The organism is Nitratidesulfovibrio sp. D1 (assembly GCF_051133415.1).
Classification (GTDB): domain Bacteria; phylum Desulfobacterota; class Desulfovibrionia; order Desulfovibrionales; family Desulfovibrionaceae; genus Cupidesulfovibrio.
Genome location: NZ_JBPGNZ010000006.1, coordinates 194,535 through 219,729, shown reverse-complemented (window position 1 = coordinate 219,729; position 25,195 = coordinate 194,535). Strand labels below are relative to the sequence as shown.

Sequence of the window (25,195 nt, the reverse complement as noted above, 5' to 3'; positions counted from 1 at the left end):
GCCGACGGCGCCCCCGATACCCTTTCCGCCCTTTTTGCCCTTTCCGACTTGTCATCCTCGGGAAACATCCAAAGGAACCGTTCATGAGCGACCAGAAACTTGACGTCCAACAGGAACACCAGCAGTACATCGAACCCCTGGGCGACTGGGTGCGCAGCCACGACTGCGCCTCCCTCACCGCCGCCGACACCGGGGCCGACGTCTGCCTGATGGGCTGGGTGCAGTACCGCCGCGACCACGGCGGCCTCATTTTCGTGGACCTGCGCGACCGCCAGGGCCTTACCCAGATCGTGTTCAGTCCCGACGTCAATCCCGCGGCGCACGAGCGCGCGCACATCATCCGCTCGGAATACGTGCTGGCCATTCGCGGCACGGTGCGTCCCCGGCCCGAGGGCATGACCAACCCCGGCATGAAGACCGGCGAGATCGAGGTGTACGTTTCCGAGTGGAAGCTGCTGAACACCTCCAAAACGCCCGCCTTCGTCATCGAGGACCGCACCGAGGCCAGCGAAAACCTGCGCCTGCAGTACCGCTACCTGGACCTGCGCCGCCCGCGCATGGCCAACAACTTCATCGTGCGCCACAAGGCCGCGCAGGCCACCCGCCGCTACCTGGACGAGTTGGGCTTTCTCGAAATCGAGACGCCCTACCTCACCAAGTCCACGCCGGAAGGGGCGCGCGACTTCCTGGTGCCCAGCCGCCTGAACCAGGGCCAGTTCTACGCCCTGCCGCAGTCGCCGCAGCTGTTCAAACAGCTGCTGATGATGTCGGGCATGGAGCGCTACTACCAGATCGTGCGCTGCTTCCGCGACGAGGACATGCGCGCCGACCGCCAGTTGGAGTTCACCCAGATCGACATCGAGATGAGCTTCGTGGACGAGGAGCAGGTGATGGCCATGGCCGAGGGCCTCATGGCCCGCGTGTTCCGCGACGCGCTGGGGCGCGAGGTCGCCACCCCCTTCCCGCGCATGAGCTATGACGACGCCATGGCCCGCTACGGCGTGGACAAGCCGGACACCCGCTTCGGCCTGGAACTGCTGGACGTCACGCACATCGTGCGCGGCTCCAACTTCAAGCTGTTCGCCACGGCGGAACTGGTCAAGGCCATGCGCGTGCCCGGCGGCGAAACCATGACCCGCAAGGAGATCGACGAATTCACCGAGTTCGTGAAGATCTACGGCGCGCAGGGCCTGGCCTGGATCAAGATCCGCCCCGACGAATGGCAGTCGCCCATCGCCAAGTTCCTGTCCGACGCGGAACGCGCCGGGCTGAAGGACGCCCTGGGCCTTGAAACGGGCGACATCGTGTTCTTCCAGGCGGGCGCGCCGGGCATGGTCAACGCGGCGTTGGGCAACCTGCGCGTGCGCCTTGGCGAGCACCTCGGCCTCATCGACGAGAACGCCTTCAACTTCCTGTGGGTGACCGACTTCCCGTTGTTCGAATACGACGAGGAAGAAAAGCGCTACGTGGCCTGCCACCACCCGTTCACCTCGCCCAGGGACGGCCACATGGACGTCATGGTCGAGAACCCGGCGGCGGCCCGCGCCCGCGCCTACGACATGGTGCTGAACGGCTACGAGTTGGGCGGCGGGTCCATCCGCAACCACACGGCGGAAAAACAGCGCCGCATGTTCGCGGCTCTCGGCTTCTCGCCGGAAGAGGCCGAGGCGCAGTTCGGGTTCCTGATCCAGGCGCTGGAAATGGGCGCGCCGCCGCACGGCGGCATCGCCTTCGGCATGGACCGTCTGGCCATGCTGCTGACCGGGTCGTCGTCCATCCGCGACGTCATCGCCTTCCCCAAGACGCAGAAGGCCACCTGCCTGCTCACCCAGGCCCCGGACACCGTCTCCGCCCGCCAGTTGCGCGACCTGGGCCTGCGCCTGCGCGAAACGGGCAAGGACGCCACGCCCACCAAGGACACTCCGCAGGACTAGGCCCCACACATCGACTGCTCCGCACGGGGGAGGAAGGCCGCGCGCCTTCCTCCCCCGTCGCTTCGCCCCCTGTTTCCCGCCCTTTCCTTGCCCGCGCGGCGTGCTTACCGTAGGGTGACCGTAGCAACCGCCCACATCACAGGACCGCACATGATCCGAGAAGTGCTGCAATATCCCGATCCGCGCCTTGCCGTCGAATGCGAGGACATCACCGAGATCACCGACGAAATCCGCCAGCTTGCCGCGGACATGGCCGAGACCATGTACCGGCAGGACGGCATCGGCCTTGCCGCGCCCCAGGTGGGCGAGCACTGCCGCCTCATCGTGGTGGACGTGTCCGGCCCGGAAAAGCGCGAGGCGCTCATGACCTTCGTGAACCCCCGGCTGGAACTGACCGGCGAGAAGATCGAGTCGGAGGAAGGCTGCCTGTCCGTGCCCGGCGGCTACCGCGCCACGGTCACCCGCAGCGACACGGTGCGCCTGACCGCGCGCGACCTGGACGGCAACGAGGTGTGCATGGACGCCGACGGCCTGCTGGCCGTGTGCCTGCAACACGAGGTGGACCACCTGAAGGGCACCCTGTTCATCGACCACATCAGCAGGCTGAAGCGCACCCTGTACGATTCGCGGGTGAAGAAGATGCAGAAGCGCTCGCCCCAGCCCATGCCCACGGCGGCCAGATCGCAGGCCGGGGGGCGCTGACATGAGCGGGGAAGACGCCATGCACGGCCATGCGGAGATGCCGCGCCCGCCCCTGCGCGTGGTGTTCATGGGCACGCCGGGCTTTGCCGCCGTGATCCTGCGCCACCTGCTGGAGTGGGACGGCTGCGAGGTGGTGGCCGCGTACACCCAGCCGGACCGCCCCTGCGGGCGCGGCCAGCAGTGCCGCCCGCCCGAGGTGAAGCTGCTGGCGCTGGAACACGGCGTGCCGGTGTACCAGCCCCTGAATTTCAAGACCGAAGAAGCCGTTGCGGAATTGCGGTCGCTGCGGCCCGACGTGCTGGTGGTGGCCGCCTACGGGCTGATATTGCCGCAGTCGGTGCTGGACATTCCCCGCCTTGGCCCCGTCAACGTGCACGCTTCGCTCCTGCCGCGCCTGCGCGGGGCCGCGCCCATCCAGCGGGCCGTCATGGCCGGGGATGCCGTGACCGGGGTGACCATCATGCGCATGGAGGCCAGCCTGGATACCGGCCCCATGCTGCTGCAGAAGGCCATGGGCATCGGCATCGACGACACCGCCGGAGACCTGCACGACCAGTTGGCCGAGCTTGGCGGCAGGCTGCTCGTCGAGGCGCTGGGCAAGCTGGCGGCGGGCACGGCCGTGACCATTCCGCAGGACCACGAGCGGGCCACCTACGCGGCCAAGCTGACCAAGGCCGACGGGCTCATCGACTGGAACCGCCCGGCCGCGCAGGTGCACGCGCACATTCGCGGGGTGACCCCGTGGCCCGGCGCGTACTGCACCATCCTGCGGGAAGGCCAGAAGGACCTGCGCGTCTCCCTCGGCCCCGGCCGCATCGGCCCGGCGCTGTCCGGTGACGGGGCTGCCCCGGATTGCGTGGACCACGCGGCCGCGGCACCCGGCGCCCCCGGTACCCCTGGCACCATAGTCGGGCTGGTGGACGAACGACTGGCCATCGCCTGCGCCGACCGGCTGTACCTGGTGGACTCCATCCGCCCGGCGGACCGCAAGCCCATGGACGCCCGCGCCTTTCTGTGCGGGTACCTGAACGCCTGCGAATGCGACGGCGGCCTGGCCGTGTGCGAATAGCACGGACGGAAGGCGGACCCTCTGGCCCCCCCCGGCTCCCCCTGGCTCCCCCTGTCGCTTTGACCGGCGGCCCTCCCCAACCCTTTCCGCCATTCCGCAAGCACCGAACCCATGTCCATGCCCATCCGCAAGAACCCGGATTCCCTCCCGCGAGAGGACTACCACGGCGCCCGCAAGCGGCTGTTCATCGGGCTCGTCAGCCTGACGTCCGCCGCCCTGTGCCTGGTGCTGCTGGTGGGGTGGATCATCCCGTACATCGGGCTGGGCAACATCCACCCGCTGGTGCCGGACATCACCGGCGCGCTGCTGGTGGCGTGCATCGCGCTCATCGTGTGGGCGACGCTGGGGCTGGTGCTGCACATCTACACCGGGCGGCCGTGGTTCGGCTCGCAGCGGGTGCGCGGCGTGGCGGTGAAGCTGTTCCTGCCGCTCATGGAACTGCTGGGGCGGTTGCTCGGCATCTCGCGCGAAGAGGTGCGCCACTCGTTCATCAAGGTCAACAACGAACTGGTGCGCGGCGAAACGGGCGGCTTCGCCCCGTCCGACGTGCTGATCCTGCTGCCCCACTGCCTGCAATCCAGCAGTTGCGCGGTGCGCCTGACCTATGGCGTGGACCACTGCAAGCGCTGCGGCCAGTGCCCCATCGAACGGCTGCTGGCCCTGCGGGACCGCTATGGCGTGAAGCTGGCCATCGCCACGGGCGGCACCATCGCCCGGCGCATCGTGGTCAAGGAGCGGCCCCGGCTGATCATCGCCGTGGCCTGCGAGCGCGACCTCGCCAGCGGCATCCAGGACACCCACCCCATTCCGGTGTACGGCGTGCTCAACGAGCGGCCCAACGGCCCCTGCCTGGACACCCTGGTCAGCCTGACCAACGTGGAAAAGGCCCTGCGGCACTTCCTGAACGTGCTGCCGCCCGATAGCGAAGACGAGCCTGCCGCCACGCCCGGTGCGGTGGCGGGGGCGGTCTTCGGGCCGCGTGACGGCAAGGATGCGGCGGCATCGGCTTCTGCCCCTGCCGCATCGCCCGCCACCCCTTCGGAACCGCAATGAGCGCCCGCCGCCCCGATCAACCCGGACGGAAGAGCGCCCACCTGCCCCCCGCCCGCGCGGCCGCCCTTGCCGCATTGGACAAGGTGCTGCGCAAGGGGCAGGAAGTGCAGGCCGCCCTGGACGGGGTGCTTGCGGAGGCCACCGGCCCTGCGGAGGCACACACACCCGCAACAAGGGGTGACGCAGCCTCGTCCGCAAGCGCCGCTCACGTACAAAAGCCCCTCCCCGCCACGCCTGACGGCACCGCATTGCGGCATGGCCGAATTTCGCGCCAGGACGCCGCCCTGGCCACGGAACTCGTCTACGGGTACCTGCGGACGGAAATCCGCATTTCGTGGCTCTTGCGGCGCTTCCTGAAGGCACCGGAAAAGCTCCCGCCGGAAGCGTTGTTGACCCTTGGCGTGGCCGCGCACGAAATCCTGCATCTGGACCGCATCCCCGACTACGCGGCGGTGGACTGGGCCGTCACCCACATCCGCCTGCGCTTCGGTCCCGGCCTCGGCAAGCTGGCCAACGCCGTGCTGCGCAACGTGGCCCGGTTGGGCGGCGGCACCCGCAACGCGGACCTGTACCGCGCCGACCTGCCGGACCAACGCGATTTCCTCGGGGTGTACCATGCCGCGCCGCGCTGGCTGGTGGACCTGTGGTGCGATGCGTACGGCATGGACCGCGCCGCTGCCCTGCTGGCGGCCAGTGCGCAGGCTCCGGCTCCGGCGGTGCGCGTCAACGCCACGCGGCCTGAATGGGAAGCGTTGCGCGGCCGCCTGGTTGCGGAGCATGGCGGCGCGCGCTGCGGCCATGCCGGGGTGGTCTTTCCCCCCGGCGGCTTTCCGGCCGAGGTGGCCGCGCTGGAGCGCGAAGGCTTGCTGTCGCGCCAGGGCGCGGCATCGCAGGAAGTGCTGGACGCGCTGCGCCCGGACACCTGGGAAGGCCCGGTGTGGGACGCCTGCTGCGGGCGGGGCGGCAAGGCGCTGGCCCTGCTGGAACGCGGGGTGGACGTGCGCCTGTGCAGCGATCCCAATGCGGCCCGTCTGCGCGGCCTACGCACGGATGCCGAACGGCTGGGGCTGGCCGTGCCCGCGCTGGCCCGCGCCTCGGCCACACAGCCGCCCTGCGCGACGTATGCGCCGGGCGCGTTCCGCACCATTCTCATCGATGCGCCCTGTTCCGGGCTGGGCACCCTGTCGCGGCGTCCGGACATCAAGCTGCGCCGTACCCCGGCCGATCTCGACACCCTGGCGGCGTTGCAGGCGCGCATCCTCGACGCCGCCGTGGCCGCGCTGCCGCCCGGCGGACGCGTCGCCTACATCACCTGCACCCTGAACCCCACGGAGAACGAGGCGCAGATCGACCGGCTGCTGGCCGGGACGTCCGACACCGGAACATCCGCCCTGCTCACCGTGGAGACACAGCACGTCACCCCGGTTGATCCCCCGGCCCGTGAGTTCTTTTTTGGGGTGCTGTTGCGCAAGGGCTAGCCTGCTGTCAGGACCGGCCTCGTTGCCGTTTGCCCCGCACCACTGCCGGACGCCGCCGCCCCTAGCCTTCCCCGCCGTTTTCCCCTCGGCCCGCTACGCGCATGCGGCTGACCATGCTCTGGTAATACGCCTCGTATTCCTCGAAGTTCAGCGGCCGGTTCCGGCTGGCCCCCACCTTGCGCAGCAGCAGATTCAGTTTCTGCATCTGGCGGTACTTCTCGCGCTCGTCCGCGCAGTTTTCCAGCAGGTCCATCACCGTCTGGATCTCGCGGGCCGTGTCCAGTTGCGGCGGCAGGTACCCCGCGTTGCGCAGCACCTTGTAGGCCATGCGCAGGTCTTCGGGCACCATGGAGTCGTCTTCCAGTTCCAGCGGGCGGCCCGCGCCCGGCAGGTTGTCGAACGCGCCCTCTTCCTGCGCTTCGGCGATGCGCCGCTCGGCGATGAGCGTCATGGCGTCCATGGGGCCTCCCGCAAGGGGGCCGGGGCGCGTTGCGCGCGCCCCGGAAAAGCGTGAAATGCCGGCCGGCCGGGCAGCGCCCGATTCGGCCCGATTCGGCCCGATTCGGCATGACCCGGCACGGGCCGCGCCTGTCCGCCACATACGCCCATGCCGCGCGCCCGGCAATGCCCGGCATGGCAGGCGCGACGGCCGCCGGGTCTGCCCCACGCATGTGGTTGCCGCCGCCGAAACAATGCCGAATCGTATTACGTTTCCATCGGCGTTTACGATTCGTGTTTCACGTGAAATCGCATTCCGTCCCTGAAAAACGAACAAGGCTCCCTCGCGGGAGCCTTGGCGAAAACGCAGGAAAAAACCGGTCAGGCCCAGCGGTCCACGTGCGGCACCGGCAGGGCGGCGATGGCCTCGCGCAGTTCGTCCGGCAGTACGGAAGCCGCCCCCACCTGCCCCACCACGATACCCGCCGCGTAGTTGGCCAGCACGCAGCTTTCCAGCAGGTTCACCCCGGCCGCCAGGGCCAGGGCCACGGTGGCGATGACCGTATCCCCGGCGCCAGTCACGTCGAACACGCTGCGCGCCGTGGTGGGGATGTGCCAGACCTTGTCCGGCCCCTCGAACAGGGCCATGCCCTTGGGACCAAGGGTGGTCAGCAGGTGCCGGCAGTGCAGCTTTTCGAAGATGGCCCGCCCGGCCGCCAGGATTTCCTCGCGGGTGTTGGTGGGCAGGTGCGCCCCTTCGCTGGTTTCCTTGGCGTTGGGGGTGGGCATGAACACGTTGCGGTACAGGTGGAAGTTGGGCGTCTTGGGGTCCACCAGCACGGCGGGGCGCGTGCCGCGCCGTTGCCACAGCGCTTCCAGTCCGTCCATGAACTCGCCGGTCACCACTCCCTTGCCGTAGTCGGACACGATGACCACGTCGCAATCCGCGCTGGCCGCATCCACCAGCCGCAGCAAGGCGGCAAGATGCTCGCCGCCGATGGGGCTGGTTTCCTCGCGGTCGATGCGCAGCATCTGCTGCTGCCGGGCGATGACGCGGGTCTTCAGGGTGGTGGGCCGACCGGGGATTTCCACGAAGCAGGCGGCGACCCCCTGCTCTTCCAGCACGCGGCGCAGCAGCGCGGAGCGCGGGCCGTTGCCGCACACGCTGACCAGGCGCGGCACGCCGCCCAGGGTGCGGATGTTCCTGGCCACGTTGCCCGCGCCGCCCACCAGGTGGCGGTCCTCGGTCACGCTGATGACGGGCACGGGCGCTTCCGGCGAAATGCGCTGGGCGTCGCCCACCAGATATTCGTCGATCATCACGTCGCCCACCACGCACACGCGGGCTCCCGCCAGGCGGTCCACCTGCATGCCCAGGGCGACGCCATCGATGCTGTAGCTGACCATCAATACATCCTGCAAAGCGTAATACGCCGCGTTATCGCTGTTCCAGGCCAAGCCGCGCCAAAAGCTGCGCCAACTGCTCGGACGACTCGAAATTCAGGGTGATCTTGCCCTTTTCCTCCGTGCCGCTCACGGACACCCGCAGGCTCAAGGCCTCGTGCAGGCGGCCCTGCAAGGAACGCATGGACGGCGCCACACGGTGCGGCGGCCGGGCGGGGCGCGCCTCCTCGCGCTTGGGGGGGGCGGCCAAAGGCTCCGGCAGGGCTCCACGGTCGCGCCAGTGGGCGGCGGCTGCTTCCGCCTCGCGCACGGACAGCCGGTCCGACAGGATGCGGCGGCGCAGGGTATCCTGCGGCTCCGGGTCGGTCACCGTCAGCAGGGCGCGGGCATGCCCGGCGGAAAGCCGCGCCTCGCGCAGGTCTTCGCGGGCGGCCTCGGGCAGGTGCAGCAAGCGCAGGGTGTTGGCCACGGCCGGGCGGCTCTTGCCCAGCTTCTGGGCCAGGTCTTCCTGGCTCAGGCCGAACTGCTCGCGCAGTTCCTGCATGGCGAGGGCCTCTTCCATGGGGTTCAGGTCTTCGCGTTGCAGGTTTTCGATAAGCGCGACGGCCAGCGTTTCCTGGTCGGTAAGTTCGCGGATGAGCACGGGCACTTCGCGCAGCCCGGCCATCTGGCTGGCGCGCCAGCGGCGCTCGCCCGCCACGATTTCATAGGCCTGGCGGGCCTCGTCACCCTGCCCGTCCGTGCCCGGAATGGGGCGCACCAGCAGGGGCTGCAACACGCCCTGGCTGCGGATGGAGGCGGCAAGTTCCTCCAGCGCCGCTTCGGTGAACATCTTGCGGGGCTGGTTGGGATTGGGGCGCAGCGCGCGCAGGGGCAGCGTGCGGATGTCCGAGGGCTTGGGCTGTTCCTGATAGCCCTTGAACAGGGCGTCGAGTCCCCTGCCTAATCCGCGCGAAGGTCCTGCCATCGTGTTCTCCTTGACTTTGGGCCGCGTAGACCTGAATCTTTACCTAAATCTGTGGACTGACGAACAAACACCCTCATGGAGTGCCAACCGGATGAACGAACGCGAAGCGCACGTGGTGCACCTGCACGACCGCCACGGACAGCTCTACGGCGTGCTGCTGAGCCCGCAGGTGTGGGCCGCCGTGCAGCACAAGGTGGCGCCGCTGCTGGAACAGGCCCTGGAAAAAATGTACCCCACTGCCCGGCCGGAGCCCATGGACGACTGGCAGATGTTCAAGGACTACTGGGACTTCAAGTACCCCTTCTGCGCCGACGTGCACTGCGACTGCTGCGGCGCCGCCACCGACGACTGGGAGCACGACCCCCTGCATCCCTTTCTGCTGCGCAACGCCACCCTCAGCGGGATGCTGGTCTTCGACTGCGTGAAGTGTGGCGCCTCGGTGCGCAAGAAGCACTTCAAAGACCACATCTGCTTCGAATTCACGCCCGCCAGCCCCAAATGAACACGGTTCGCCGCGCACCAGCGCGGCGAACCGCCTTCCCTACCTATCCGCCCTGCCCTTCGCGCCGCTGCGGCCTGCGCAGCACCACTTCCTTGGCCAGCGCCAGGTACGATTCCGCACCCTTGGACTTGATGTCGTAGTGGATGATGGACTTGCCGTGGCTTGGGGCCTCGGACAGGCGCACGTTGCGCGGGATCACCGTTTCGAACAGGTGGTCGGGGAAGCACTTGCGCACTTCGTTCTTCACCTGCCGCGACAGCTTGTTGCGCACGTCGTACATGGTCAGCACCACTCCCAGCAGCGCCAGGCCGGGGTTCAGGCGCTTCTTCACCTGCTCGAAGGTTTGCAGCAGCTTCACGATGCCTTCCAGCGCGAAGAACTCGCACTGGAGGGGGATAAGCAGTTCACGCGCGGCGCACAGGGCGTTCAGGGTGATCAGCCCCAGCGACGGCGGGCAGTCCAGGATGATGTAATCGAACCTGGCGTCCAGCGGCTTCAGCAGGTCGGCCAGAAAGTACTCCCGGGCCATCTTGTCCACCAGTTCCAGTTCCAGGGCCACCAGGTCGGTGGTGGACGGCAGGATGGACAGGTACGGCGTCTGGGTGGGGTAGATGGCCTCCACCACCTCTTCGGGCTGGAAGAACACCGAATAGAGGTTGTGGCGCACTTCCTCCTGGTCGATGCCGAGCCCGCTGGTGGAGTTGGCCTGCGGGTCGCAGTCGACCAGCAAGACCTTTTTTTCCATGATGGCGAGGGATGCGGCAAGGTTGAGCGAAGAGGTGGTCTTGCCCACGCCGCCCTTCTGGTTGGCGACTGCGATGATTCGTGCCACGGCTGCCTATCCTGTTGGGGTAAGAGGCAAAATTCATGTTTCACATGAAACGTATGCGCGCCGGAGGGGAGAAAACGGCGGTGAACAGGTCCGCCGGGCTCGCCAAGCACAGGGTTATAGCTATGTGAGGCACGACACCCTGTCAACACGCAAAACATTGATGCGCCGGTTGAACAACGTGCCCCCACAGCGGCAAAAAAGCAGCCATGTTGTGGAATTACGCCATGATGAACGCACGCGAGAAGCACGGTCGCCCGTGTCCTGAGCGCGTGGGTTTCCGGCGGCAACGGAGACGACGCAAATCAAACCCCTGCCCGGAGCGGGCGGACCAACCCCGGACAGGACGGCATTGCGGAAGAAATGCCGCTGTGCCCACCGTCCGGAAGCAACCCGCATCCATTTCAAACAGATATGACGTTTCACATGAAACAACGGGCGCTCCCCTTGCGGGAAGCGCCCGTTGATCATTCATGGCAATGCGGCTTGATGAAGGAAAAAACCGGTCAACCCGCCCGTCCTGGCCGATGCGGGGCGGGGCCTGCGGCCAGCGTCGGCTACATCTTGTAGTAGTCGCGGAACCAGCGCACGAATTCGCCTATGCCCTGTTCCAGCGGGGTGTGCGGCTTGAACCCGGTGTCGCGGATCAGGTCGTCCACGTCGGCGTAGGTAGCCTCCACGTCGCCGGGCTGCATGGGCATCAGGTTGCGCACCGCCTTGCGGCCAAGGGTGTCTTCCAGAATTTCGATGAACCGGCCAAGCTCCACGGCATTGTTGTTGCCGATGTTGTAGATGCGATAGGGGGCCGGGCTGGTGGACGGGTCCGGCGCGTCGCCCCGCCATTCCGGGTTGGGCTGCGGGGTGCGTTCCGTCACGCGCACCACCCCTTCCACGATGTCGTCGATGTAGGTGAAGTCGCGCCGCATGCGCCCTTCGTTGAAGACGTTGATGGGCTGGCCTTCCAGAATGGCCTTGGTGAACAGGTACAGGGCCATGTCCGGCCTGCCCCACGGCCCGTACACGGTGAAGAAGCGCAGGCCGGTGGTGGGCAGCCGGTACAGATGGCTGTAAGTGTGGGCCATCAGCTCGTTGGCTTTCTTGGAAGCGGCGTACAGGCTGATGGGGTGGTCCACGTTGTGGTGCACGCTGAACGGCATGGCCGTGTTCAGCCCGTAGACGGAACTGGACGAGGCATAGACCAGGTGCCGCACCCCGTTGTGGCGGCAGCCTTCCAGAATGTTGCCGAAGCCCACCAGGTTGGACTGCACGTACGAGCGGGGATTCTTGAGCGAGTAGCGCACCCCGGCCTGGGCGGCCAGGTTGACCACGTGGGTGAACTTCTGTTCGGCGAACAGGGCGTCCATGGCCGCGTCGTCGGCCATGTCCAGATGGGCGAAGGTGAAGCCGGGGTACGGTTCCAGCTGTTTCAGGCGGTCCTTCTTCAGCTGCACGTCGTAGTAGTCGTTCAGGCAGTCCAGACCCACGACGGTGTGCCCGGCCTCCAGAAAGCGGCGCGAAAGGTGGTAGCCGATGAACCCGGCCGCGCCGGTGACGAGAATATGCATGGTGGCGTCCTGTGGTGGCTGTTGCTTGCAAGGGCACGCGCGGTGCCGTGCCCGGATACGGGGATGCAGGGGGCTGCAACCGCAAGGTCTCCGGCGGCATGACGTGGGGACAGTAGCGGAAGACGGCCGCAAGGGAAAGCCGCGGCCGGTTCGGACCCCGTTTCCGCGCCGGGTCCTGCCCTACCCCTTGCCGGACTCCCTGGGCAGCAGCCCGCGCAGCAGGTCCAGCGGAATGGGCAACACCGTGGACGAGCTTTCCGCCGCCATCTCGCGGATGGTCTGGAGGTAGCGCAGTTGCAGCGCCTGCGGGTGCTCCGCGATGATGGACGCCGCCTGGGCCAGCTTGTCCGCCGCCTGGAATTCGCCTTCCGCGCTGATGACCTTGGCCCGGCGCTCGCGTTCCGCCTCGGCCTGCTTGGCCATGGCGCGCTGCATCTCCTGCGGCAGGTCGATGTGCTTCAGTTCCACCGACTGCACGGCAATGCCCCATTCCTCGGTCTGGGTGTCCAGCAGGGCCTTGATGTCCTGATTGACCTTGTCGCGGTGGGCCAGCAGGTCGTCCAGTTCCACGCCGCCGCACACACTGCGCAGGGTGGTCTGGGCCAGTTGCGAGGTGGCGTACAGGTAGTCCTCCACCTCGTTGATGGCCTTCACCGGATCCACCACCCGGAAGTAGACCACGGCGTTGACCTGGATGGACACGTTGTCGCGGGTGATGACGTCCTGGTCGGGCACGTCCATGGTCAGCACGCGCATGCCCACCCGGACAATGCGGTCGATGACCGGGATGACGATGATCAGGCCGGGGCCCTTGGGCCGGATGATGCGGCCCAGGCGAAAGATGACGGCCCGCTCGTACTCGTTGAGCACCTTGAGCGAGGCCACCAGCAGCAGGACGCCAAGGGCGGCGGCCGGGCCAAAGATGGAGGCGAAGTCGAACATGGGAACCTCCCGCACGGCCGGGACGGGCTGCAAGCGTTGCGGGGCATCCGCGTTGCCGAGCCCGTGGCGGGCCATGCGCCGGAACATACCATAGTGCCGACGGAAAGGCACGGTGGCGCACGGAAAGAAAGCCGGGACGCGAGGGGGGCGGGTGACGGGGGCGGTTGGCCGTTACAGCGTGGCGGGCTTCAGGGCCGTGCGCAGGTAGGCGATGACCGCCTCCACCGTGGCCGGGGCGGCGATGAGGTTGTCCATGTCGGGCAACACGATGAGCAGCCTGCCCCTCCACGGAATCTGCTGGTACGGACGGGCCCGCAGGTCCGGCGCGAAGGCGCGCAGGGCCTTGGAGCCCATGACCACCACCAGGCGGGGGGCAATGCGCTCCATCCCGGCCAGAAACAGGGCAGGGTCGGCGCCGGGCTCGGGGGACGATTCGGAGGCGTCCGCCGCTCCGGCATCGGGCATGGACACCGGCCAGAACGCATTGCTGCCCTTGGGCTGCCGCAGCGCGCCCAGGATACGGCGCAGGGTGTCGCGCCGGGCGGCGTCGGCGCAGCCGGAAAGATCCAGCCCCAGCGCCCAGTAGGTCCACAGCACGGGGGCTGGCTGCGGCGTCCTGGCGAACAGCTCGCGCCACGGGCCGGGCCAGCGTTCCGGCGGCAGGGGGCTGGCCGAGGGGCCGGACGCAACGGGCGGCGCAGTCGCCGCCAGACCGGAGCCTGATGAAGTCTGGGCGGGCCGTTGCGGGGGTTGCGGCCGCCCACCGCCGTGGGACACGTGGCTGCCGAAGGCCGGTCCGGACGTCGTGCCGTGGCCCATGCCCGCCAAACTATCGTCGGCCATGGGATCGGGCGGAATGTCGTAGGCGTCCGGGTCGAAGGAAGGATCGTCACCGTGCCCTTCGCCGGACCGGACCGACACGCCGCGCATGCTCGCGGGCGCGTCGCAGACCGCCGGAAACGCGCCCATATCCGGCACGTCGGCACCGGGCACGTCACCGCCTGCGGCGACCGCATCGGCGGAGGGCGCAGCCTCCCCTTCGGGCAGCAGCACGTGCAGCAGCCCGGCCCCGTGCCACGGGCGCAGGGTTTCCAGCAGACCTAGAGGCGGACGAGCCAATCCACGATCCTCCATGCCACGTCGGGTTTGGGCAGCACCGGCCATTCCTCGGGCTCGCCGCCCCGCGCCAGCACGGTGACCCGGTTGGTGGCCGTGCCGAACCCGGCATCCGCGCCGCCCACCAGGTTGCCCACGATCATGTCCGCGTTCTTGGCGGACAGCTTGCGGGCCATGCTTTCCGCAAGGCCGGACGTCTCTGCGGCAAAGCCCACCACCTTCTGCCCGTCCCGCTTGCGGTCGCCCAGGGTGGCCAGGATGTCCGGGTTGGGGGTGAAGGCCACGCTGAACCCGTCCCGCGCGTCCGCCTTCTTGAATTTTTCCGCGCCCAGCGGCACGGGGCTGAAATCGGCCACGGCGGCGGTGAACACCCCCGCGTCCATGCCATCCCACAGGCCGTCCGCTGCCTTGAACATCTGCCGGGCGCTGGTGACGTCATGGCGGGTGATTCCGGCAGGCAGCCACGGCGTGCCGGGGCCGCACACGGCGTGCACCTCCGCCCCGCGCAGCCACAGGGCCACGGCCACGGCCGCGCCCATGACCCCGCTGGAGGGGTTGGTCCAGTAGCGCACGCCGTCCCACTGTTCGCGCGTGGGGCCGAGGGTGACCAGCACCCGGCGGCCCTGCATGTCCTGCGGGGATGCGGCGCGCAGGCCGTACAGGAAGACCTCGCGCGGGTCGGCCAGCCTGCCCTGCCCTTCCTCCATGCACGCGGTGCGCCCGCAGGCGGGCTCCACCACCACGTGGCCACGGCGGCGCAGGGTTGCCACGTTGTCCTGCGCGGCCGCGTTGGACCACATCTTGGGGTTCATGGCCGGGGCGATGACCAGCGGGCCGGGAAAGGCCAGGGCCTGGGCGGACAGCATGTCGTCGGCCAGGCCGTGGGCCAGCCGGGCCATGGTGGTCGCGCTGGCCGGGGCGATGACGAAGGCGTGCGCGGCCTGGCCGGGCATGAGGTGCCCGAACACGTCGTCGTCAGGTGAAGCAGGGGACGCGCCGTCCCCACCCGGCTGACCGGCAGGGCCGCCCGCGAACATGGTGGTGAACACCGGCGACGCGCCCAGCGCCGCGAAGGTCAGCGGCGCGATGAACCGCCGGGCTGCGTCGGTCATGGTGACGCCCACGTCCATGCCTGCGTCGCGCCACATGCGCACGAAGTCCGGGGCCTTGTAGGCCGCGATGGAGCCGCAGACCCCAAGGTGGAGCCTGCGGCCGGTGAAGCGGGTGAAGGCGAGATGCGCGTCCATGTTCCCCCTGGGCACGATCCGGGTCGAGGCCCGTTGCGGGCAGGCCACGGCGGGCCACTGGACAGCGGCCGCCGGACGGACTACTGCGAAAGCCCCTGTTCCTTGACGCCGCCGCCGGAGGGCGCCGGCGCGTTGGGCGCGACGGAGAAATTGCCGGTGGGGTACGTGCCTTCCGACGCCGTGCCCGCGCCCGTCGAAACGCCCGCGCCTTCGGGCAGGCGCTGGGCCACCCACACTTCCAGGGTGGAGTAGGCTTGGCCGTCGGTGATGCCGATGATGGCGTTGCGGTCGCCCTTCTCGAACAGCAGCACGCTACGCTGGCCCCGGAACACCGAACGCAGAGCCCAGCCCTGGCGGGTCATGTTGTGGATCATGGCGTTGACCAGCGACTGGCGGTCGATGCGCCCCTCGAACACCTGGGTGCCGGTCTTGGACCCGTCGGAGTTCTGGGAGACGGCCGTGTACTTGGTCTGTTCGCTCATGTCGCTGGGGATGGGCACGTCGCGGAACTCGCCGTAGTACACCTCGTTCACGCTGGCGGGCGGGGCGGGCTCGAACGGGTTCGGAATGGACGTGGAGGAGCAGCCCTGCACGGTGAGCAGAGTGGCGGACAGGGCGGCGGCTATGACGAGCTTGCGCATGGGGTTCTCCTGTGCTGATGGTGCGGCCGGACGGCCCGCGTCCTGTGGCGGCCGGGGGTCCGGTACGGCCCGCGCGCGGGCCTTGCGGGGGCGTGCGCCCACCGCGAAAACTGCGCCGACACTAGCGGATGTCGTGCCGGACTGCAAACGGCGCGCGCCACGCGGGGCGCACCCCGCGAGGAATATATGCGTATGGATGACACGATGGGCAACACCGGCAACGGCCTGATGCGCGCCGCCACGGAATCCGGGACCGGGACCGGCGGCGTCCCCGAAGACGACCGGCTGGAATCGTACCGCTTCCACCTGCCGGAAGACCGCATCGCCCAGCACCCCGCGCCGCAGCGGGGCGGCTCGCGCCTGCTGGTGCTGGATCGGCGCGCCGGGGGTGCGGGGCTGTCCCACGCCCGCTTCGCGGACCTGTGCGATTACCTGCCGGAAGGCTGCCTGCTGGTGGCCAACAATTCCAAGGTGCTGCCCGCGCGCCTGCTGGGCGTGCGGCCCACCGGCGGCAAGGTGGAATTTTTGCTGCTGACCCCCCTGCCCCTGCTGGAGGAGATGGCCGAAGCCGACGGCACGCGCGACGGCCTGCGCGATGAAGGCGGGGGCTGGCGCTCCGTGCCCGCCGAAGGGCTGCTGCGCGCCTCCAAGAAGATCCGCCCCGGCGACGTCATGTCCTTCGGCCCGGACCTGGGCGTGGAGGTGACCGAACCCGGCGACTTCGGCCGCAGCGCGGTGCGCCTGCACTGGCGGGGCGATCTGCGCCGCCTGTTCCTGGAACAGGGCCACCTGCCCCTGCCCCCGTACATCCGGCGCGAGACGACGGCGGACAGCCCCCATGTGCAGGACGCGCCGGAAGACCGCGAGCGCTACCAGACCGTGTACGCCGACGACAGCCGCCTCGGCTCCGTGGCCGCGCCCACGGCCGGGCTGCACTTCACCGACGGCCTGCGCGCCCGCCTTGCCGCCACGGACCGCCAATGGGCGGAGGTCACCCTGTACGTGGGCTACGGCACCTTCAGCCCGGTGCGCTGCGCGGACATCCGCCAGCACGCCATGCACCGCGAGTACATCGAGGTGGGCGAGGCCACCGCCGCCGCCATCCGCACGGCCAAGGCGGAAGGCAGGCCGGTGGTCACCGTGGGCACCACCTCCACCCGCACGCTGGAAGGCACGGTGCGCGCCTGCGGCGAGGTGCGCGCCTTCACCGGGTGGACGGACATCTTCATCAGGCCCGGCTACCGCTTCACGGTGGCGGACCACATCATCACCAATTTCCACCTGCCGGAATCCTCGCTGCTGATGCTGGTCTCCGCCTTTGCCGGACGCAGGCGGGTGCTGGCCGCCTACGCAGAGGCCGTGGCGCGGGGGTACCGGTTCTTCTCCTACGGCGACGCCATGCTGTTGTTGTGACGGGCGGTTGCGGGCGCGCTCTCCCTAGAGATAGGGGTGGGGCATGCCCGTTCGCCGGGCGCCGCACCATGCTTTGAAAAGCTGCAGAACTTGTCCTATAGGTAGAAGCCGCCGCGCGGCATGCAGGTCCGGCTGCGGCCGGGTTCGCATTTCATCCACCAGCCTTTCGAACCTCCATCCCAAAGGACGGTTTCATGTCACGGGTCGTATTCCTGGACGAGCGCTGCAAGGGGTGCCTGTTGTGCACCACGGTGTGCCCAAAGGGCATCATCGCGCAGTCCTCGCGCTTCAACAGACAGGGCTACAAGGTCGCCGAGGTTCCGGCGGATGCCATGAAGGACTGTACGGGCTGCGCCTCGTGCGCGCTGATCTGCCCGGACGTCGCCATCCGCGTCATCAAGTCGCGCAAGGCCAGGAAGGCCGGGAAGGAGTAGCCCCATGCCGCACAACACACCCGACACGGGCACGCCGGAACGCATCTTCATAAAGGGCAACGAGGCCATAGCGCACGGCGCGCTGGCCGCGGGCTGCCGCTGCTATTTCGGCTACCCCATCACCCCCCAGAACGACATTCCGGAAATGATGTCCTTCGCCCTGCCCGACGCGGGCGGCGAATTCGTGCAGGCGGAAAGCGAGGTGGCCTCGGCCAACATGCTGCTGGGCGCGGCCGCCGCGGGCATCCGCGCGCTGACCTCGTCGTCCAGCCCCGGCATCTCGCTGATGCAGGAAGCCATCTCGTACATGGCGGGCAGCGAACTGCCCGGCGTCATCGTGAACATGAACCGGGGCGGCCCCGGCCTCGGCGACATCGGCCCCTCGCAGGGCGACTACTTCCAGTCGGTGAAGGGCGGCGGCCACGGCGACTACAAGCTGCTGGTGCTGGCCCCGGCCACCTGCCAGGAATGCTACGACATGATGGTGGAAGCCTTCGACCTGGCCTTCAAATACCGCAACCCGGTCATGGTGCTGGGCGACGCCATCGTGGGCCAGATGAAGGAGCCGGTCACCCCGTGGAAGCCCGCCGCCGCTGAAGGCCCCGGCTCTGCGGAAGCCGCCGACTGGCGGCTGGAAGGGGCCAGGGGACGCAAGCCGCGCCTCTTGAAGTCGCTGTTCCTGGAAGACGGCGCGCTGGCGGGCCAGAACCGGCATCTCCAGGCCAAGTACGCCTCCATGCAGGCCGAGGCCAGGGCGGAATGCTTCCTGACCGACGACGCCGAACTCATCGTGGTGGCCTACGGGTCCATCGGGCGCATCGCCAAGTCCGCCATCCGCAAGCTGCGCGCCCAGAGCCACAAGGTGGGCCTGGTGCGGCCGCAGACCCTGTTCCCCTTCCCCGGCCCGCTGCTGCGCGGCCTGGCGGAGCAGGGAAAGCGCTTCCTGACCATCGAGCACAACTGCGGCCAGATGGTGGAGGACGTGCGGCTTTCCATTCGCGGCATCGTGGATTCGGCCTTCTACGGGCACATGCCGGGCGAGATGCCCGGCTCGGACGATTTCCTCGCGCCCATTCTGGACGCCATGGGGGGCAAGTGATGCAGGCTGACGCACAACTGGCGCTCGCCGATGACGAGCAGATGGCCTTCGAGGTTCCCGGCGTGCTGGTGGACCGCGCCACCCACTACTGCCCCGGCTGCCACCACGGCATCGCCCACCGCCTGGTGGCCGAAGTGCTGGAGGAAATGGGCGTGGTGGAGGACACCATCTGCGTGGCCTCCATCGGCTGTTCGGTGTTCATCTACAACTACCTGGCCGTGGATTCGGTGGAGGCCCCGCACGGGCGCGCCCCGGCCGTGGCCACCGGCGTCAAGCGCGCCCGCATGGACAAGATCGTGTTTACCTACCAGGGCGACGGCGACCTTGCCTCCATCGGCCTTGCGGAAGTGATGCACGCCGCCAACCGGGGCGAGCGCATCACCATCGTGTTCGTGAACAACACGGTGTACGGCATGACCGGCGGCCAGATGGCCCCCACCACCCTCATCGGCCAGAAGACCACCACCTGCCCCGGCGGCCGCTGCCGCGACCGCGAGGGCATGCCCATCCGCATGGCCGAGATCATCGCGGGCCTCGGCGGGGTGGCCTATTCCGCCCGCGCCTCGCTGGACAGCGTCAAGAACATCCGCGCCGCCAAGAAGGCCGTGCGCAAGGCCTTCGACGTGCAGCAGCAGGGCCTGGGCTTCGGCTTCGTGGAACTGCTGTCCGGCTGCCCCACCAACTGGCGCATGGACGCGGTGAAGGCCAATACCCGCATCCGCGAGGAGATGATCCCCTACTTCCCGCTGGGGGTGTACAAGGACGTGACCGAAGGCGAGGGGGTGTGCTGATGGCGCTCTACCAGGACGTGATCATGGCCGGATTCGGCGGCCAGGGCGTGATGCTCATCGGCAACCTGCTGGCCTACGCGGGCATGAACGCGGGGCTCAACGTCACCTATATTCCGGTCTACGGGCCGGAAATGCGCGGCGGCACCGCCAACTGCACGGTGGTGGTATCGGACGAGGACATCGGCTCGCCCATCATCCAGCGGCCCAGGAGCCTCATCGTCATGAACCAGCCCTCGCTGGACAAGTTCCAGCCCCGGCTGGAGGACGGCGGGGTGCAGGTGCTGAACTCCTCGCTGGTGGACGTGAAGCAGGCCGAGGCGCGCGTGCGCACCGTGGCCGTGCCCGCCAACGAAATCGCGGACACGCTGGGCAACACCAAGATGGCCAACATGGTGGCGCTGGGGGCCTACGTGCGGGCCACGGGCGTGGTGGACCTGGACATCGTGAAGAAGAGCCTGACCAGCGTCATTTCCGCCCACTACAGCCATCTGATTCCCAAGAACGCGGATGCGTTGCAGGCGGGGTACGACCACGCTGGATAACCTGCCGGAACGGCGGGAGAATACCTGCCGGTAGCGGCAAACCGCATCGCGCTGCCCCGCCCCGCCCGCAACCGGAGCGCAACGGCAACGCGGGGCGTGAGCCGCGCCAAACCCCATGTCCCGCAAGGGCTGCGGGGAACATGACGGAAAAATCGGCCGCCCGCCGCGAACCTTCGCAGCGGGCGGTTTCGTTTCCGTGCGCCAGCGCCCCGCATATCCCCAGCCATGACAGGGTGATGCGGAAGGAACATTCCGGCCATCTTCCCGCCCCGGTCTGGACGCGGCCCGCGCCGATGCCTACCTGTACGGGTGAAGGCGCGGCACGGGGCCGCGCGGATGCCGGACATTCCGGCCCGTTGACACAACCCCAGCCACGGGAGTGCAGACCATGCCCAACACCAGGGAAGAGTACATCCGCACCCTTCGCGACAAGCTCGAACTGTGGAAGGCCCAGCTCGAAAAGCTGGAAGTGCAGGCCGCGCTGGCCAAGGCGGAAGCCCGGGTGGAATACCACGAGCAGATCGCCGACCTGCGCCGCAAGCGCGAAGAGGCCAAGCGCAAGCTGGATGAATTGCAGCATGCGGGCGAGCATGCCTGGAAGGACATGAAGGCCGGTCTTGAGCTGGCGTGGGACGCCGTGGAGGCGGCCTTCGCATCGGCACGGGCGCGCTTCAAGTAGCCTTCGCACCCTTTCGCACCCGGCCCCATCGGCCGCCCGTGCCGTCCGTCCCCCGCCTTCACACAGTTCCGACACTTCGCCACAACGCCAGCGGCCCGTGTTTCCTGCAATGGACACGGGCCGCCATGCGTTTTCGCATGTCCAACGTCATGCCCTGGCGGTTGCCCCCTGCCGCCCGGTCCCGCCACGTCAACGGAAATCCGATATTATCATGTCTCCGGCCCACCGCCAGTGGTAGCTCGCTGACAAGGCCCCAAGCCGGAGGAGAACATGAAACACACGGAACTGACCCTCTGCGAACAGATGCACATCGGCGTGCAGGCCGTGGAGCGCCGGTTGCGCCTGGTGGGCGTGACCAGAGAGGACTGCGCCACCCTGAAGCGCTTCAAGGCAGTCATCACCGCCAACGTCGAGGAATTGCTGGACGAATTCTACGACGTGCTGGCCAACGTGGACGAGGTGGCCCGGCTCATCGGCGACAAGGAAGGCCTGATGCGGCTCAAACGCTCGCTGCGCAACTACGTGCTCACCCTGTTCGAGGGCGAGTACGGGCTCGACTACGTGCAGAGCCGGCTGCGCGTGGGGCTGGTGCACAAGCGCATCGGCGTCACGCCCAAGCTGTTCATGACCGCGGTGCTGCACCTGACCCGGATGCTGCGCCAGCGCATCCGCAGCGAGGTGCCCGGCATGGAACAGCAGATGGAGGTGATGCACGCCCTGGAAAGGGTGGTGTTCTTCGACCTTGCGCTCATCTTCGACACCTACATCCAGAGCCTGATGGACGAGATATTGTACCGCAGCGAGGAACTGACCACCTACGCCAAGGAACTGGAGCAGATGGTGGCCGAGCGCACGCGGGAACTGGAGGACCTCGCCCGCCTCGACGGGCTCACCGGCATCCCCAACCAGCGCCACTTCCATGCCGAACTGCGGCGCGAATTCCTGCGCGCCCAGCGCATGGGCTCGCACTTCTCCCTCGTTTACATGGACCTCGACAACTTCAAGATCGCCAACGACACGTGGGGACACAAGGTCGGCGACCAGTTGCTGAAAAACGTTGCGGAATGCCTGAAGGGGTGCTGCCGCGAGGGCGACGTGACGGCCCGGTGCGGCGGCGACGAGTTCTGCGCCATCCTGATGGATACCGGCATCCACGGCGCGCAGCAGTGGGCGCACAGGCTCATCGAGGCGTTCGACGCCAGCGAGGAGCGCTACGGCGTGACCCTGAGCATCGGCATCGCCCAGTTCGAGCCCATCCTGGACCATGAGCCGGAACAGCTGCTGAAACGGGCGGACGAAGCCATGTACCGGGCCAAGCTGGCGGAGGGGCACGCCGTGGTGTCCGCGGAGTGCGACGAAGATGCGCTGCTGTGCGAGGGACGGCCCCCGCCGCGCGACGCCAAGAGACGCGGGGGACGCGAGCTTCGGCCCCCCCGCGCGAAACGGGAACCCGACGCCGCCGCGGAACAGGCGGGCATGGCGGAAGCGTCCGGGGCGTGACCGGAACGGATTCGCCGGCACGACATCAACGGGAAGGGGAACACGACGGGGGGCGGCAACGCCCCCCTGCGCATTGCGGAACGGCGGGACAGGCCTGCGGGAACGGTCAGGCAGAGGGCAAGGCGGCCATGCGGCCTGCCCCTACCCGTCCACCATCAGGCCGTCGCGCATGACCAGGGTGCGGTGGGCTCGGCGGGCGTAGTCCGGGTTGTGGGTGACCATCACCGTGGTCAGCCCGTCGCGGCCCAGTTCGGCCAACAGTTCCATGATGGCCTCGCCGGTGGCCGTGTCCAGGCTGCCGGTGGGCTCGTCCGCGAACAGCACCCGCGCGTCGCGCACCAGGGCGCGGGCGATGGCCACGCGCTGCTGCTCCCCGCCGGAAAGCGCGCCGGGCAGCGAGCCCGCCTTGCCGGAAAGCCCCACCCGGTCCAGCACGCGGCGGCCCTTTTCGGCCATGGCGGCGGGCACCGGGGCAAGGCCGTTCATGAACGGCAGCAGCACGTTTTCCAGCGCGGTCAGGTAGGGCATCAGGTGGTGGGCCTGGAAGATCACGGCAAAGTCGCTGTGGCGCAGGCGGTTGCGCCGGGCCTCGGACACGCGGGTGATGTCCTCGCCGTCGAACAGCACCGCGCCCGCGTCGGGCAGGGTCAGCGAGGCCAGCACGTTGAGCAGGGTGGACTTGCCCGAGCCGGAACGGCCCGCCACGGCCACGAATTCGCCGGGGGCCACGCGCAGTGAAACGCCGCGCAGCACGGGCGCGGGCGCGCCGCCGTCGGTGGCCGGGTAGCTCTTGCAAAGGTCGCGCGCCTCGATGATGGCCGGGGCGCTGGCGGTGTGGTCTGTGGTCATGCGGTGCCCTTTGGGACTGCTTGGAAAGCTAGAGAGAAACGAGGGCGGCGGCAGGCTCCACGCGCGACGCCTTCCACGCCGGGAAGGCGGCCGCCAGCACGGACACGGCGGCGATGCCGCAGGTGGTCAGGGCCAGCGCGGCGGGGCTGAACGCAGGAGCGGCCACGTCGGCCATGTGCAAAAGTTCCAGCACCTTCAGGGCCAGGCCGTGCCCGGCCAGGTGCCCCGTCAGCCCGGCGGCCACGCCCACCAGCAGCGCCTCGGACGCGAACACGGTGAACACCCCGAAGCGCGAAAAGCCCACCGAACGCAGGATGCCGATCTCGCGCCGCCGCTCGTTGACGGCGGAGAGCATGGACATGACCACCATGGCGCAGGCCGTGAGCAGGATGACCAGGCTGACCACCAGGGCCAGGTGCTGGGCGAAGTGCACGGAATACATGCGCTGCTCCACCACGTGGCGCAGGGCCTTGATGTCCTGCCCCGGCAGCGCGCCCCGCAGCTGGGCCACGATGTCGTCGATGGGGCAGCCCGCGCACAGGGCCGCCACTTCCACGAAGCTGGCCTTGTCCGGCAGGCCGAAGGCCCGCTGCACGAAGCCGATGTCCGCCAGCAGCACGTTGTCGTCGTCGCTGCCGGTGGACCCGATGACCCCGGTGACGGTCACCGCATGGCCGTTGACGTCCACCACGCTGCCGGGCGCAAGGCCCAGCCGCGCCGCCACGGCGTGGCCCGCCAGCGCCCCTTCCGGGATTTTGGGCGTTGCGCCGTCGATGGCCCAGTAGCCCTTCAGCGAAAGTTCCTCGGGCCAGTCCACGCCCACCACGGCCACGGGCAGCGGGGCCACGGGGGTGGCCGCACCCACGGGCGAACCGATGCGGGCCATGGTCACCAGCTTGGGGGCCACGGCGGCGATGTTGGCGTTGAATTCGATGGACCGGATGCGCCGGACGGTGTCGGCGTGGGGCAGCTGCCCCTCGTCCAGCAGCAGGTCGCCCAAGGGCAGGCCGCCGTAGCTGACGGTGAGCGTCTCGCGCGCCGGGGAGACCATGATGTTGGCCCCGAAGCTGGTGAGCTTGCGCTCCAGGCTTTCGCCCACCACGGCGGACACCTCGCGCAGGGCCACGATGGAGGCCACCCCCAGGGTAAAGATGCAGAACAGCGAGAGGGTGCGCAGCCACTTCTTGCGGGCGCAGCGCAGCGGAATGGTCAGGATGTTCATGGCGTGCTCGCGGGCGGGGCCGGGCAGATCTCCCCCCCAAGGCGTTGATTCCGGCGGAGCGGATTATTTCCTGGCGGTGGCGAAATACCTGGCCCCTGCCTTCAGTTCGGCCACGCGCAGCAGCAGGTCGCCGTTGGCGTCCATGGCGCGCTCCAGCGGATGCGGGTTGCAGCCGCCGCGCACCTCGTTGATGCGCGCGGTGTTGAAGGCCATGCCGCAGTTCTCGCAGATCATGTTCGGCCCCTGCTGCCGGTACCCCTTGCCCTCGCGCCAGCACACGTCGCAGGCGTCCAGGGCCGCGCGGGCCGCGCCGTCGGGGCCCTTCACCACGAAGAAGCGGATCTCGACGCCGCCGTCCTTGAAGGCGTAGAACCGGGCCGTATCGGAGATGTCGGCGGCCTTGATGCGGACCGTCTCGCCCTGGGGCTGCACGGTTTCGTACTTGCCGCCAAAGCCGAAAAAGGCGTGGGCGGCGCTGGATATCGCCAGCGGGGCAAGCAGGGCCAGCACCATGAGCGCGGCCGGAAGGACAAGACGGAAAAATTTCATGCACTGCTCCTGAAAAGAACCACACGGACGTACCGCACCACATAGGCATGGCCGTCAGGGGAAGCAACCGCTGACCGGGCGGAATGCCGCCCCGCACCCGTTGCGCGCCCGTTGCGCGCCGGACCCGACCGGGGTACTTCGGGGTACGTCGCGGCGTCGGCACCCGTTCGTCCCCCTCCAGCCCCCCGCCCCGGCCAGCCTGTCCGACCTTGCGGCCGCATCCACAGGGA

25 protein-coding genes are annotated in these 25,195 nt (G+C 68.6%); 13 read left to right on the top strand and 12 right to left on the bottom strand.

What is annotated here, in order from left to right; genetic code table 11:
* The first annotated feature begins 83 nt into the window (after positions 1-83).
* From aspS to ACR4XJ_RS13905, 5 genes are all read left to right on the top strand, one after another.
* Complete coding sequence (gene aspS / locus ACR4XJ_RS13925) at positions 84-1,934, top strand: aspartate--tRNA ligase (RefSeq protein WP_434755761.1); 1,851 nt, start codon at positions 84-86, stop codon at positions 1,932-1,934.
* Positions 1,935-2,084: 150 nt separating this feature from the next.
* Entirely contained in the window at positions 2,085-2,636 is a 552-nt protein-coding gene (gene def / locus ACR4XJ_RS13920; protein ID WP_434755760.1) for a peptide deformylase, read from the top strand.
* Between the two features lie 37 nt (positions 2,637-2,673).
* Positions 2,674-3,705, top strand: coding sequence for a methionyl-tRNA formyltransferase (gene fmt / locus ACR4XJ_RS13915; RefSeq protein ID WP_434755777.1), 1,032 nt, complete (start codon positions 2,674-2,676; stop codon positions 3,703-3,705).
* A gap of 111 nt (positions 3,706-3,816) precedes the next feature.
* Positions 3,817-4,758 carry a DUF116 domain-containing protein gene (locus tag ACR4XJ_RS13910; protein WP_434755759.1) on the top strand — a complete coding sequence of 314 codons (942 nt, stop codon included), beginning with the start codon at positions 3,817-3,819 and terminating at the stop codon, positions 4,756-4,758.
* A complete protein-coding gene (locus tag ACR4XJ_RS13905; RefSeq protein ID WP_434755758.1) occupies positions 4,755-6,236 on the top strand; it encodes a transcription antitermination factor NusB in 1,482 nt (493 codons plus the stop codon). Before ACR4XJ_RS13910 ends, ACR4XJ_RS13905 begins: the two co-directional genes overlap by 4 nt.
* Positions 6,237-6,297: 61 nt before the next feature.
* Here the strand turns inward: ACR4XJ_RS13905 and ACR4XJ_RS13900 are convergent, their stop codons facing one another.
* The 3 genes from ACR4XJ_RS13900 to ACR4XJ_RS13890 all read right to left on the bottom strand — a co-directional run bounded on the left by ACR4XJ_RS13900 (position 6,298) and on the right by ACR4XJ_RS13890 (position 9,045).
* The gene (locus ACR4XJ_RS13900; RefSeq protein ID WP_434755757.1) at positions 6,298-6,696 is read right to left on the bottom strand and encodes a DnaJ family domain-containing protein; all 399 of its coding nucleotides are present in this window, start codon (positions 6,694-6,696) and stop codon (positions 6,298-6,300) included.
* 359 nt (positions 6,697-7,055) lie between these two features.
* Positions 7,056-8,081: a bifunctional heptose 7-phosphate kinase/heptose 1-phosphate adenyltransferase gene (locus ACR4XJ_RS13895; RefSeq protein WP_434755756.1), complete on the bottom strand. Its 1,026-nt coding sequence runs from the start codon at positions 8,079-8,081 to the stop codon at positions 7,056-7,058.
* Between the two features lie 31 nt (positions 8,082-8,112).
* A complete protein-coding gene (locus ACR4XJ_RS13890) occupies positions 8,113-9,045 on the bottom strand; it encodes a ParB/RepB/Spo0J family partition protein (protein ID WP_434755755.1) in 933 nt (310 codons plus the stop codon).
* A gap of 91 nt (positions 9,046-9,136) precedes the next feature.
* Here ACR4XJ_RS13890 and ACR4XJ_RS13885 point away from each other — a divergent pair, with 91 nt between their 5' ends.
* Positions 9,137-9,547 (top strand): hypothetical protein, encoded by a 411-nt coding sequence (locus tag ACR4XJ_RS13885; protein ID WP_434755754.1) that lies wholly within the window; start codon positions 9,137-9,139, stop codon positions 9,545-9,547.
* A gap of 43 nt (positions 9,548-9,590) precedes the next feature.
* Here ACR4XJ_RS13885 and ACR4XJ_RS13880 read toward each other — a convergent pair whose 3' ends face one another.
* The 6 genes from ACR4XJ_RS13880 to ACR4XJ_RS13855 form a co-directional block, all read right to left on the bottom strand.
* A complete protein-coding gene (locus ACR4XJ_RS13880) occupies positions 9,591-10,379 on the bottom strand; it encodes a ParA family protein (protein WP_333505627.1) in 789 nt (262 codons plus the stop codon).
* A 554-nt stretch (positions 10,380-10,933) separates the two neighbouring features.
* Positions 10,934-11,941, bottom strand: coding sequence for an NAD-dependent epimerase (locus tag ACR4XJ_RS13875; protein ID WP_434755753.1), 1,008 nt, complete (start codon positions 11,939-11,941; stop codon positions 10,934-10,936).
* Between the two features lie 180 nt (positions 11,942-12,121).
* Positions 12,122-12,883: a slipin family protein gene (locus tag ACR4XJ_RS13870; RefSeq protein WP_434755752.1), complete on the bottom strand. Its 762-nt coding sequence runs from the start codon at positions 12,881-12,883 to the stop codon at positions 12,122-12,124.
* Positions 12,884-13,054: 171 nt separating this feature from the next.
* Positions 13,055-14,002 (bottom strand): hypothetical protein, encoded by a 948-nt coding sequence (locus ACR4XJ_RS13865; protein ID WP_434755751.1) that lies wholly within the window; start codon positions 14,000-14,002, stop codon positions 13,055-13,057.
* Complete coding sequence (gene coaBC, locus ACR4XJ_RS13860; protein WP_434755750.1) at positions 13,984-15,246, bottom strand: bifunctional phosphopantothenoylcysteine decarboxylase/phosphopantothenate--cysteine ligase CoaBC; 1,263 nt, start codon at positions 15,244-15,246, stop codon at positions 13,984-13,986. Before coaBC ends, ACR4XJ_RS13865 begins: the two co-directional genes overlap by 19 nt.
* Before the next feature lie 80 nt (positions 15,247-15,326).
* Positions 15,327-15,887, bottom strand: a complete 561-nt coding sequence (locus ACR4XJ_RS13855) for a hypothetical protein (RefSeq protein ID WP_434755749.1) — start codon at positions 15,885-15,887, stop codon at positions 15,327-15,329.
* Between the two features lie 228 nt (positions 15,888-16,115).
* Between ACR4XJ_RS13855 and queA the strand changes: the two genes are divergently transcribed.
* The 7 genes from queA to ACR4XJ_RS13820 all read left to right on the top strand — a co-directional run bounded on the left by queA (position 16,116) and on the right by ACR4XJ_RS13820 (position 22,345).
* Positions 16,116-17,300, top strand: coding sequence for a tRNA preQ1(34) S-adenosylmethionine ribosyltransferase-isomerase QueA (queA, locus tag ACR4XJ_RS13850; RefSeq protein ID WP_434755776.1), 1,185 nt, complete (start codon positions 16,116-16,118; stop codon positions 17,298-17,300).
* Between the two features lie 194 nt (positions 17,301-17,494).
* On the top strand, positions 17,495-17,734 hold the full coding sequence (locus tag ACR4XJ_RS13845; protein WP_434755748.1) for a 4Fe-4S binding protein: 240 nt from the start codon (positions 17,495-17,497) through the stop codon (positions 17,732-17,734).
* 4 nt (positions 17,735-17,738) lie between these two features.
* Positions 17,739-18,833, top strand: a complete 1,095-nt coding sequence (locus tag ACR4XJ_RS13840) for a 3-methyl-2-oxobutanoate dehydrogenase subunit VorB (protein ID WP_434755747.1) — start codon at positions 17,739-17,741, stop codon at positions 18,831-18,833.
* Positions 18,834-18,874: 41 nt separating this feature from the next.
* Positions 18,875-19,624, top strand: coding sequence for a thiamine pyrophosphate-dependent enzyme (locus tag ACR4XJ_RS13835; RefSeq protein ID WP_434755775.1), 750 nt, complete (start codon positions 18,875-18,877; stop codon positions 19,622-19,624).
* Positions 19,624-20,166 (top strand): 2-oxoacid:acceptor oxidoreductase family protein, encoded by a 543-nt coding sequence (locus ACR4XJ_RS13830; RefSeq protein ID WP_434755746.1) that lies wholly within the window; start codon positions 19,624-19,626, stop codon positions 20,164-20,166. The genes ACR4XJ_RS13835 and ACR4XJ_RS13830 overlap by 1 nt, the downstream gene beginning before the upstream one ends.
* Before the next feature lie 388 nt (positions 20,167-20,554).
* Complete coding sequence (locus ACR4XJ_RS13825; RefSeq protein WP_434755745.1) at positions 20,555-20,845, top strand: hypothetical protein; 291 nt, start codon at positions 20,555-20,557, stop codon at positions 20,843-20,845.
* 270 nt (positions 20,846-21,115) lie between these two features.
* A complete protein-coding gene (locus ACR4XJ_RS13820; RefSeq protein WP_434755744.1) occupies positions 21,116-22,345 on the top strand; it encodes a diguanylate cyclase in 1,230 nt (409 codons plus the stop codon).
* Positions 22,346-22,486: 141 nt separating this feature from the next.
* Here the strand turns inward: ACR4XJ_RS13820 and ACR4XJ_RS13815 are convergent, their stop codons facing one another.
* The 3 genes from ACR4XJ_RS13815 to ACR4XJ_RS13805 all read right to left on the bottom strand — a co-directional run bounded on the left by ACR4XJ_RS13815 (position 22,487) and on the right by ACR4XJ_RS13805 (position 24,965).
* The gene (locus ACR4XJ_RS13815; RefSeq protein WP_434755743.1) at positions 22,487-23,194 is read right to left on the bottom strand and encodes an ABC transporter ATP-binding protein; all 708 of its coding nucleotides are present in this window, start codon (positions 23,192-23,194) and stop codon (positions 22,487-22,489) included.
* Between the two features lie 28 nt (positions 23,195-23,222).
* Entirely contained in the window at positions 23,223-24,416 is a 1,194-nt protein-coding gene (locus tag ACR4XJ_RS13810) for an ABC transporter permease (RefSeq protein ID WP_434755742.1), read from the bottom strand.
* A 63-nt stretch (positions 24,417-24,479) separates the two neighbouring features.
* Positions 24,480-24,965, bottom strand: a complete 486-nt coding sequence (locus ACR4XJ_RS13805; RefSeq protein ID WP_434755741.1) for a DUF2318 domain-containing protein — start codon at positions 24,963-24,965, stop codon at positions 24,480-24,482.
* Positions 24,966-25,195: the final 230 nt, after the last annotated feature.

Excerpts from the sequence above, each read along its gene's own strand:
- ACR4XJ_RS13900 (WP_434755757.1), bottom strand. The coding sequence starts at position 6,696 with ATGGACGCCATGACGCTCATCGCCGAGCGGCGCATCGCCGAAGCGCAG.
- fmt (WP_434755777.1), top strand. The coding sequence starts at position 2,674 with ATGCCGCGCCCGCCCCTGCGCGTGGTGTTCATGGGCACGCCGGGCTTT.
- ACR4XJ_RS13910 (WP_434755759.1), top strand. The coding sequence starts at position 3,817 with ATGTCCATGCCCATCCGCAAGAACCCGGATTCCCTCCCGCGAGAGGAC.
- ACR4XJ_RS13820 (WP_434755744.1), top strand. The coding sequence starts at position 21,116 with ATGAAACACACGGAACTGACCCTCTGCGAACAGATGCACATCGGCGTG.
- ACR4XJ_RS13805 (WP_434755741.1), bottom strand. The coding sequence starts at position 24,965 with ATGAAATTTTTCCGTCTTGTCCTTCCGGCCGCGCTCATGGTGCTGGCC.
- ACR4XJ_RS13875 (WP_434755753.1), bottom strand. The coding sequence starts at position 11,941 with ATGCATATTCTCGTCACCGGCGCGGCCGGGTTCATCGGCTACCACCTT.
- ACR4XJ_RS13895 (WP_434755756.1), bottom strand. The coding sequence starts at position 8,081 with ATGGTCAGCTACAGCATCGATGGCGTCGCCCTGGGCATGCAGGTGGAC.
- ACR4XJ_RS13810 (WP_434755742.1), bottom strand. The coding sequence starts at position 24,416 with ATGAACATCCTGACCATTCCGCTGCGCTGCGCCCGCAAGAAGTGGCTG.
- ACR4XJ_RS13855 (WP_434755749.1), bottom strand. The coding sequence starts at position 15,887 with ATGCGCAAGCTCGTCATAGCCGCCGCCCTGTCCGCCACTCTGCTCACC.
- ACR4XJ_RS13815 (WP_434755743.1), bottom strand. The coding sequence starts at position 23,194 with ATGACCACAGACCACACCGCCAGCGCCCCGGCCATCATCGAGGCGCGC.
- ACR4XJ_RS13885 (WP_434755754.1), top strand. The coding sequence starts at position 9,137 with ATGAACGAACGCGAAGCGCACGTGGTGCACCTGCACGACCGCCACGGA.
- aspS (WP_434755761.1), top strand. The coding sequence starts at position 84 with ATGAGCGACCAGAAACTTGACGTCCAACAGGAACACCAGCAGTACATC.
- ACR4XJ_RS13840 (WP_434755747.1), top strand. The coding sequence starts at position 17,739 with ATGCCGCACAACACACCCGACACGGGCACGCCGGAACGCATCTTCATA.
- ACR4XJ_RS13890 (WP_434755755.1), bottom strand. The coding sequence starts at position 9,045 with ATGGCAGGACCTTCGCGCGGATTAGGCAGGGGACTCGACGCCCTGTTC.
- def (WP_434755760.1), top strand. The coding sequence starts at position 2,085 with ATGATCCGAGAAGTGCTGCAATATCCCGATCCGCGCCTTGCCGTCGAA.
- ACR4XJ_RS13835 (WP_434755775.1), top strand. The coding sequence starts at position 18,875 with ATGGCCTTCGAGGTTCCCGGCGTGCTGGTGGACCGCGCCACCCACTAC.
- queA (WP_434755776.1), top strand. The coding sequence starts at position 16,116 with ATGCGCGCCGCCACGGAATCCGGGACCGGGACCGGCGGCGTCCCCGAA.
- ACR4XJ_RS13870 (WP_434755752.1), bottom strand. The coding sequence starts at position 12,883 with ATGTTCGACTTCGCCTCCATCTTTGGCCCGGCCGCCGCCCTTGGCGTC.
- ACR4XJ_RS13905 (WP_434755758.1), top strand. The coding sequence starts at position 4,755 with ATGAGCGCCCGCCGCCCCGATCAACCCGGACGGAAGAGCGCCCACCTG.
- ACR4XJ_RS13845 (WP_434755748.1), top strand. The coding sequence starts at position 17,495 with ATGTCACGGGTCGTATTCCTGGACGAGCGCTGCAAGGGGTGCCTGTTG.
- coaBC (WP_434755750.1), bottom strand. The coding sequence starts at position 15,246 with ATGGACGCGCATCTCGCCTTCACCCGCTTCACCGGCCGCAGGCTCCAC.
- ACR4XJ_RS13830 (WP_434755746.1), top strand. The coding sequence starts at position 19,624 with ATGGCGCTCTACCAGGACGTGATCATGGCCGGATTCGGCGGCCAGGGC.
- ACR4XJ_RS13825 (WP_434755745.1), top strand. The coding sequence starts at position 20,555 with ATGCCCAACACCAGGGAAGAGTACATCCGCACCCTTCGCGACAAGCTC.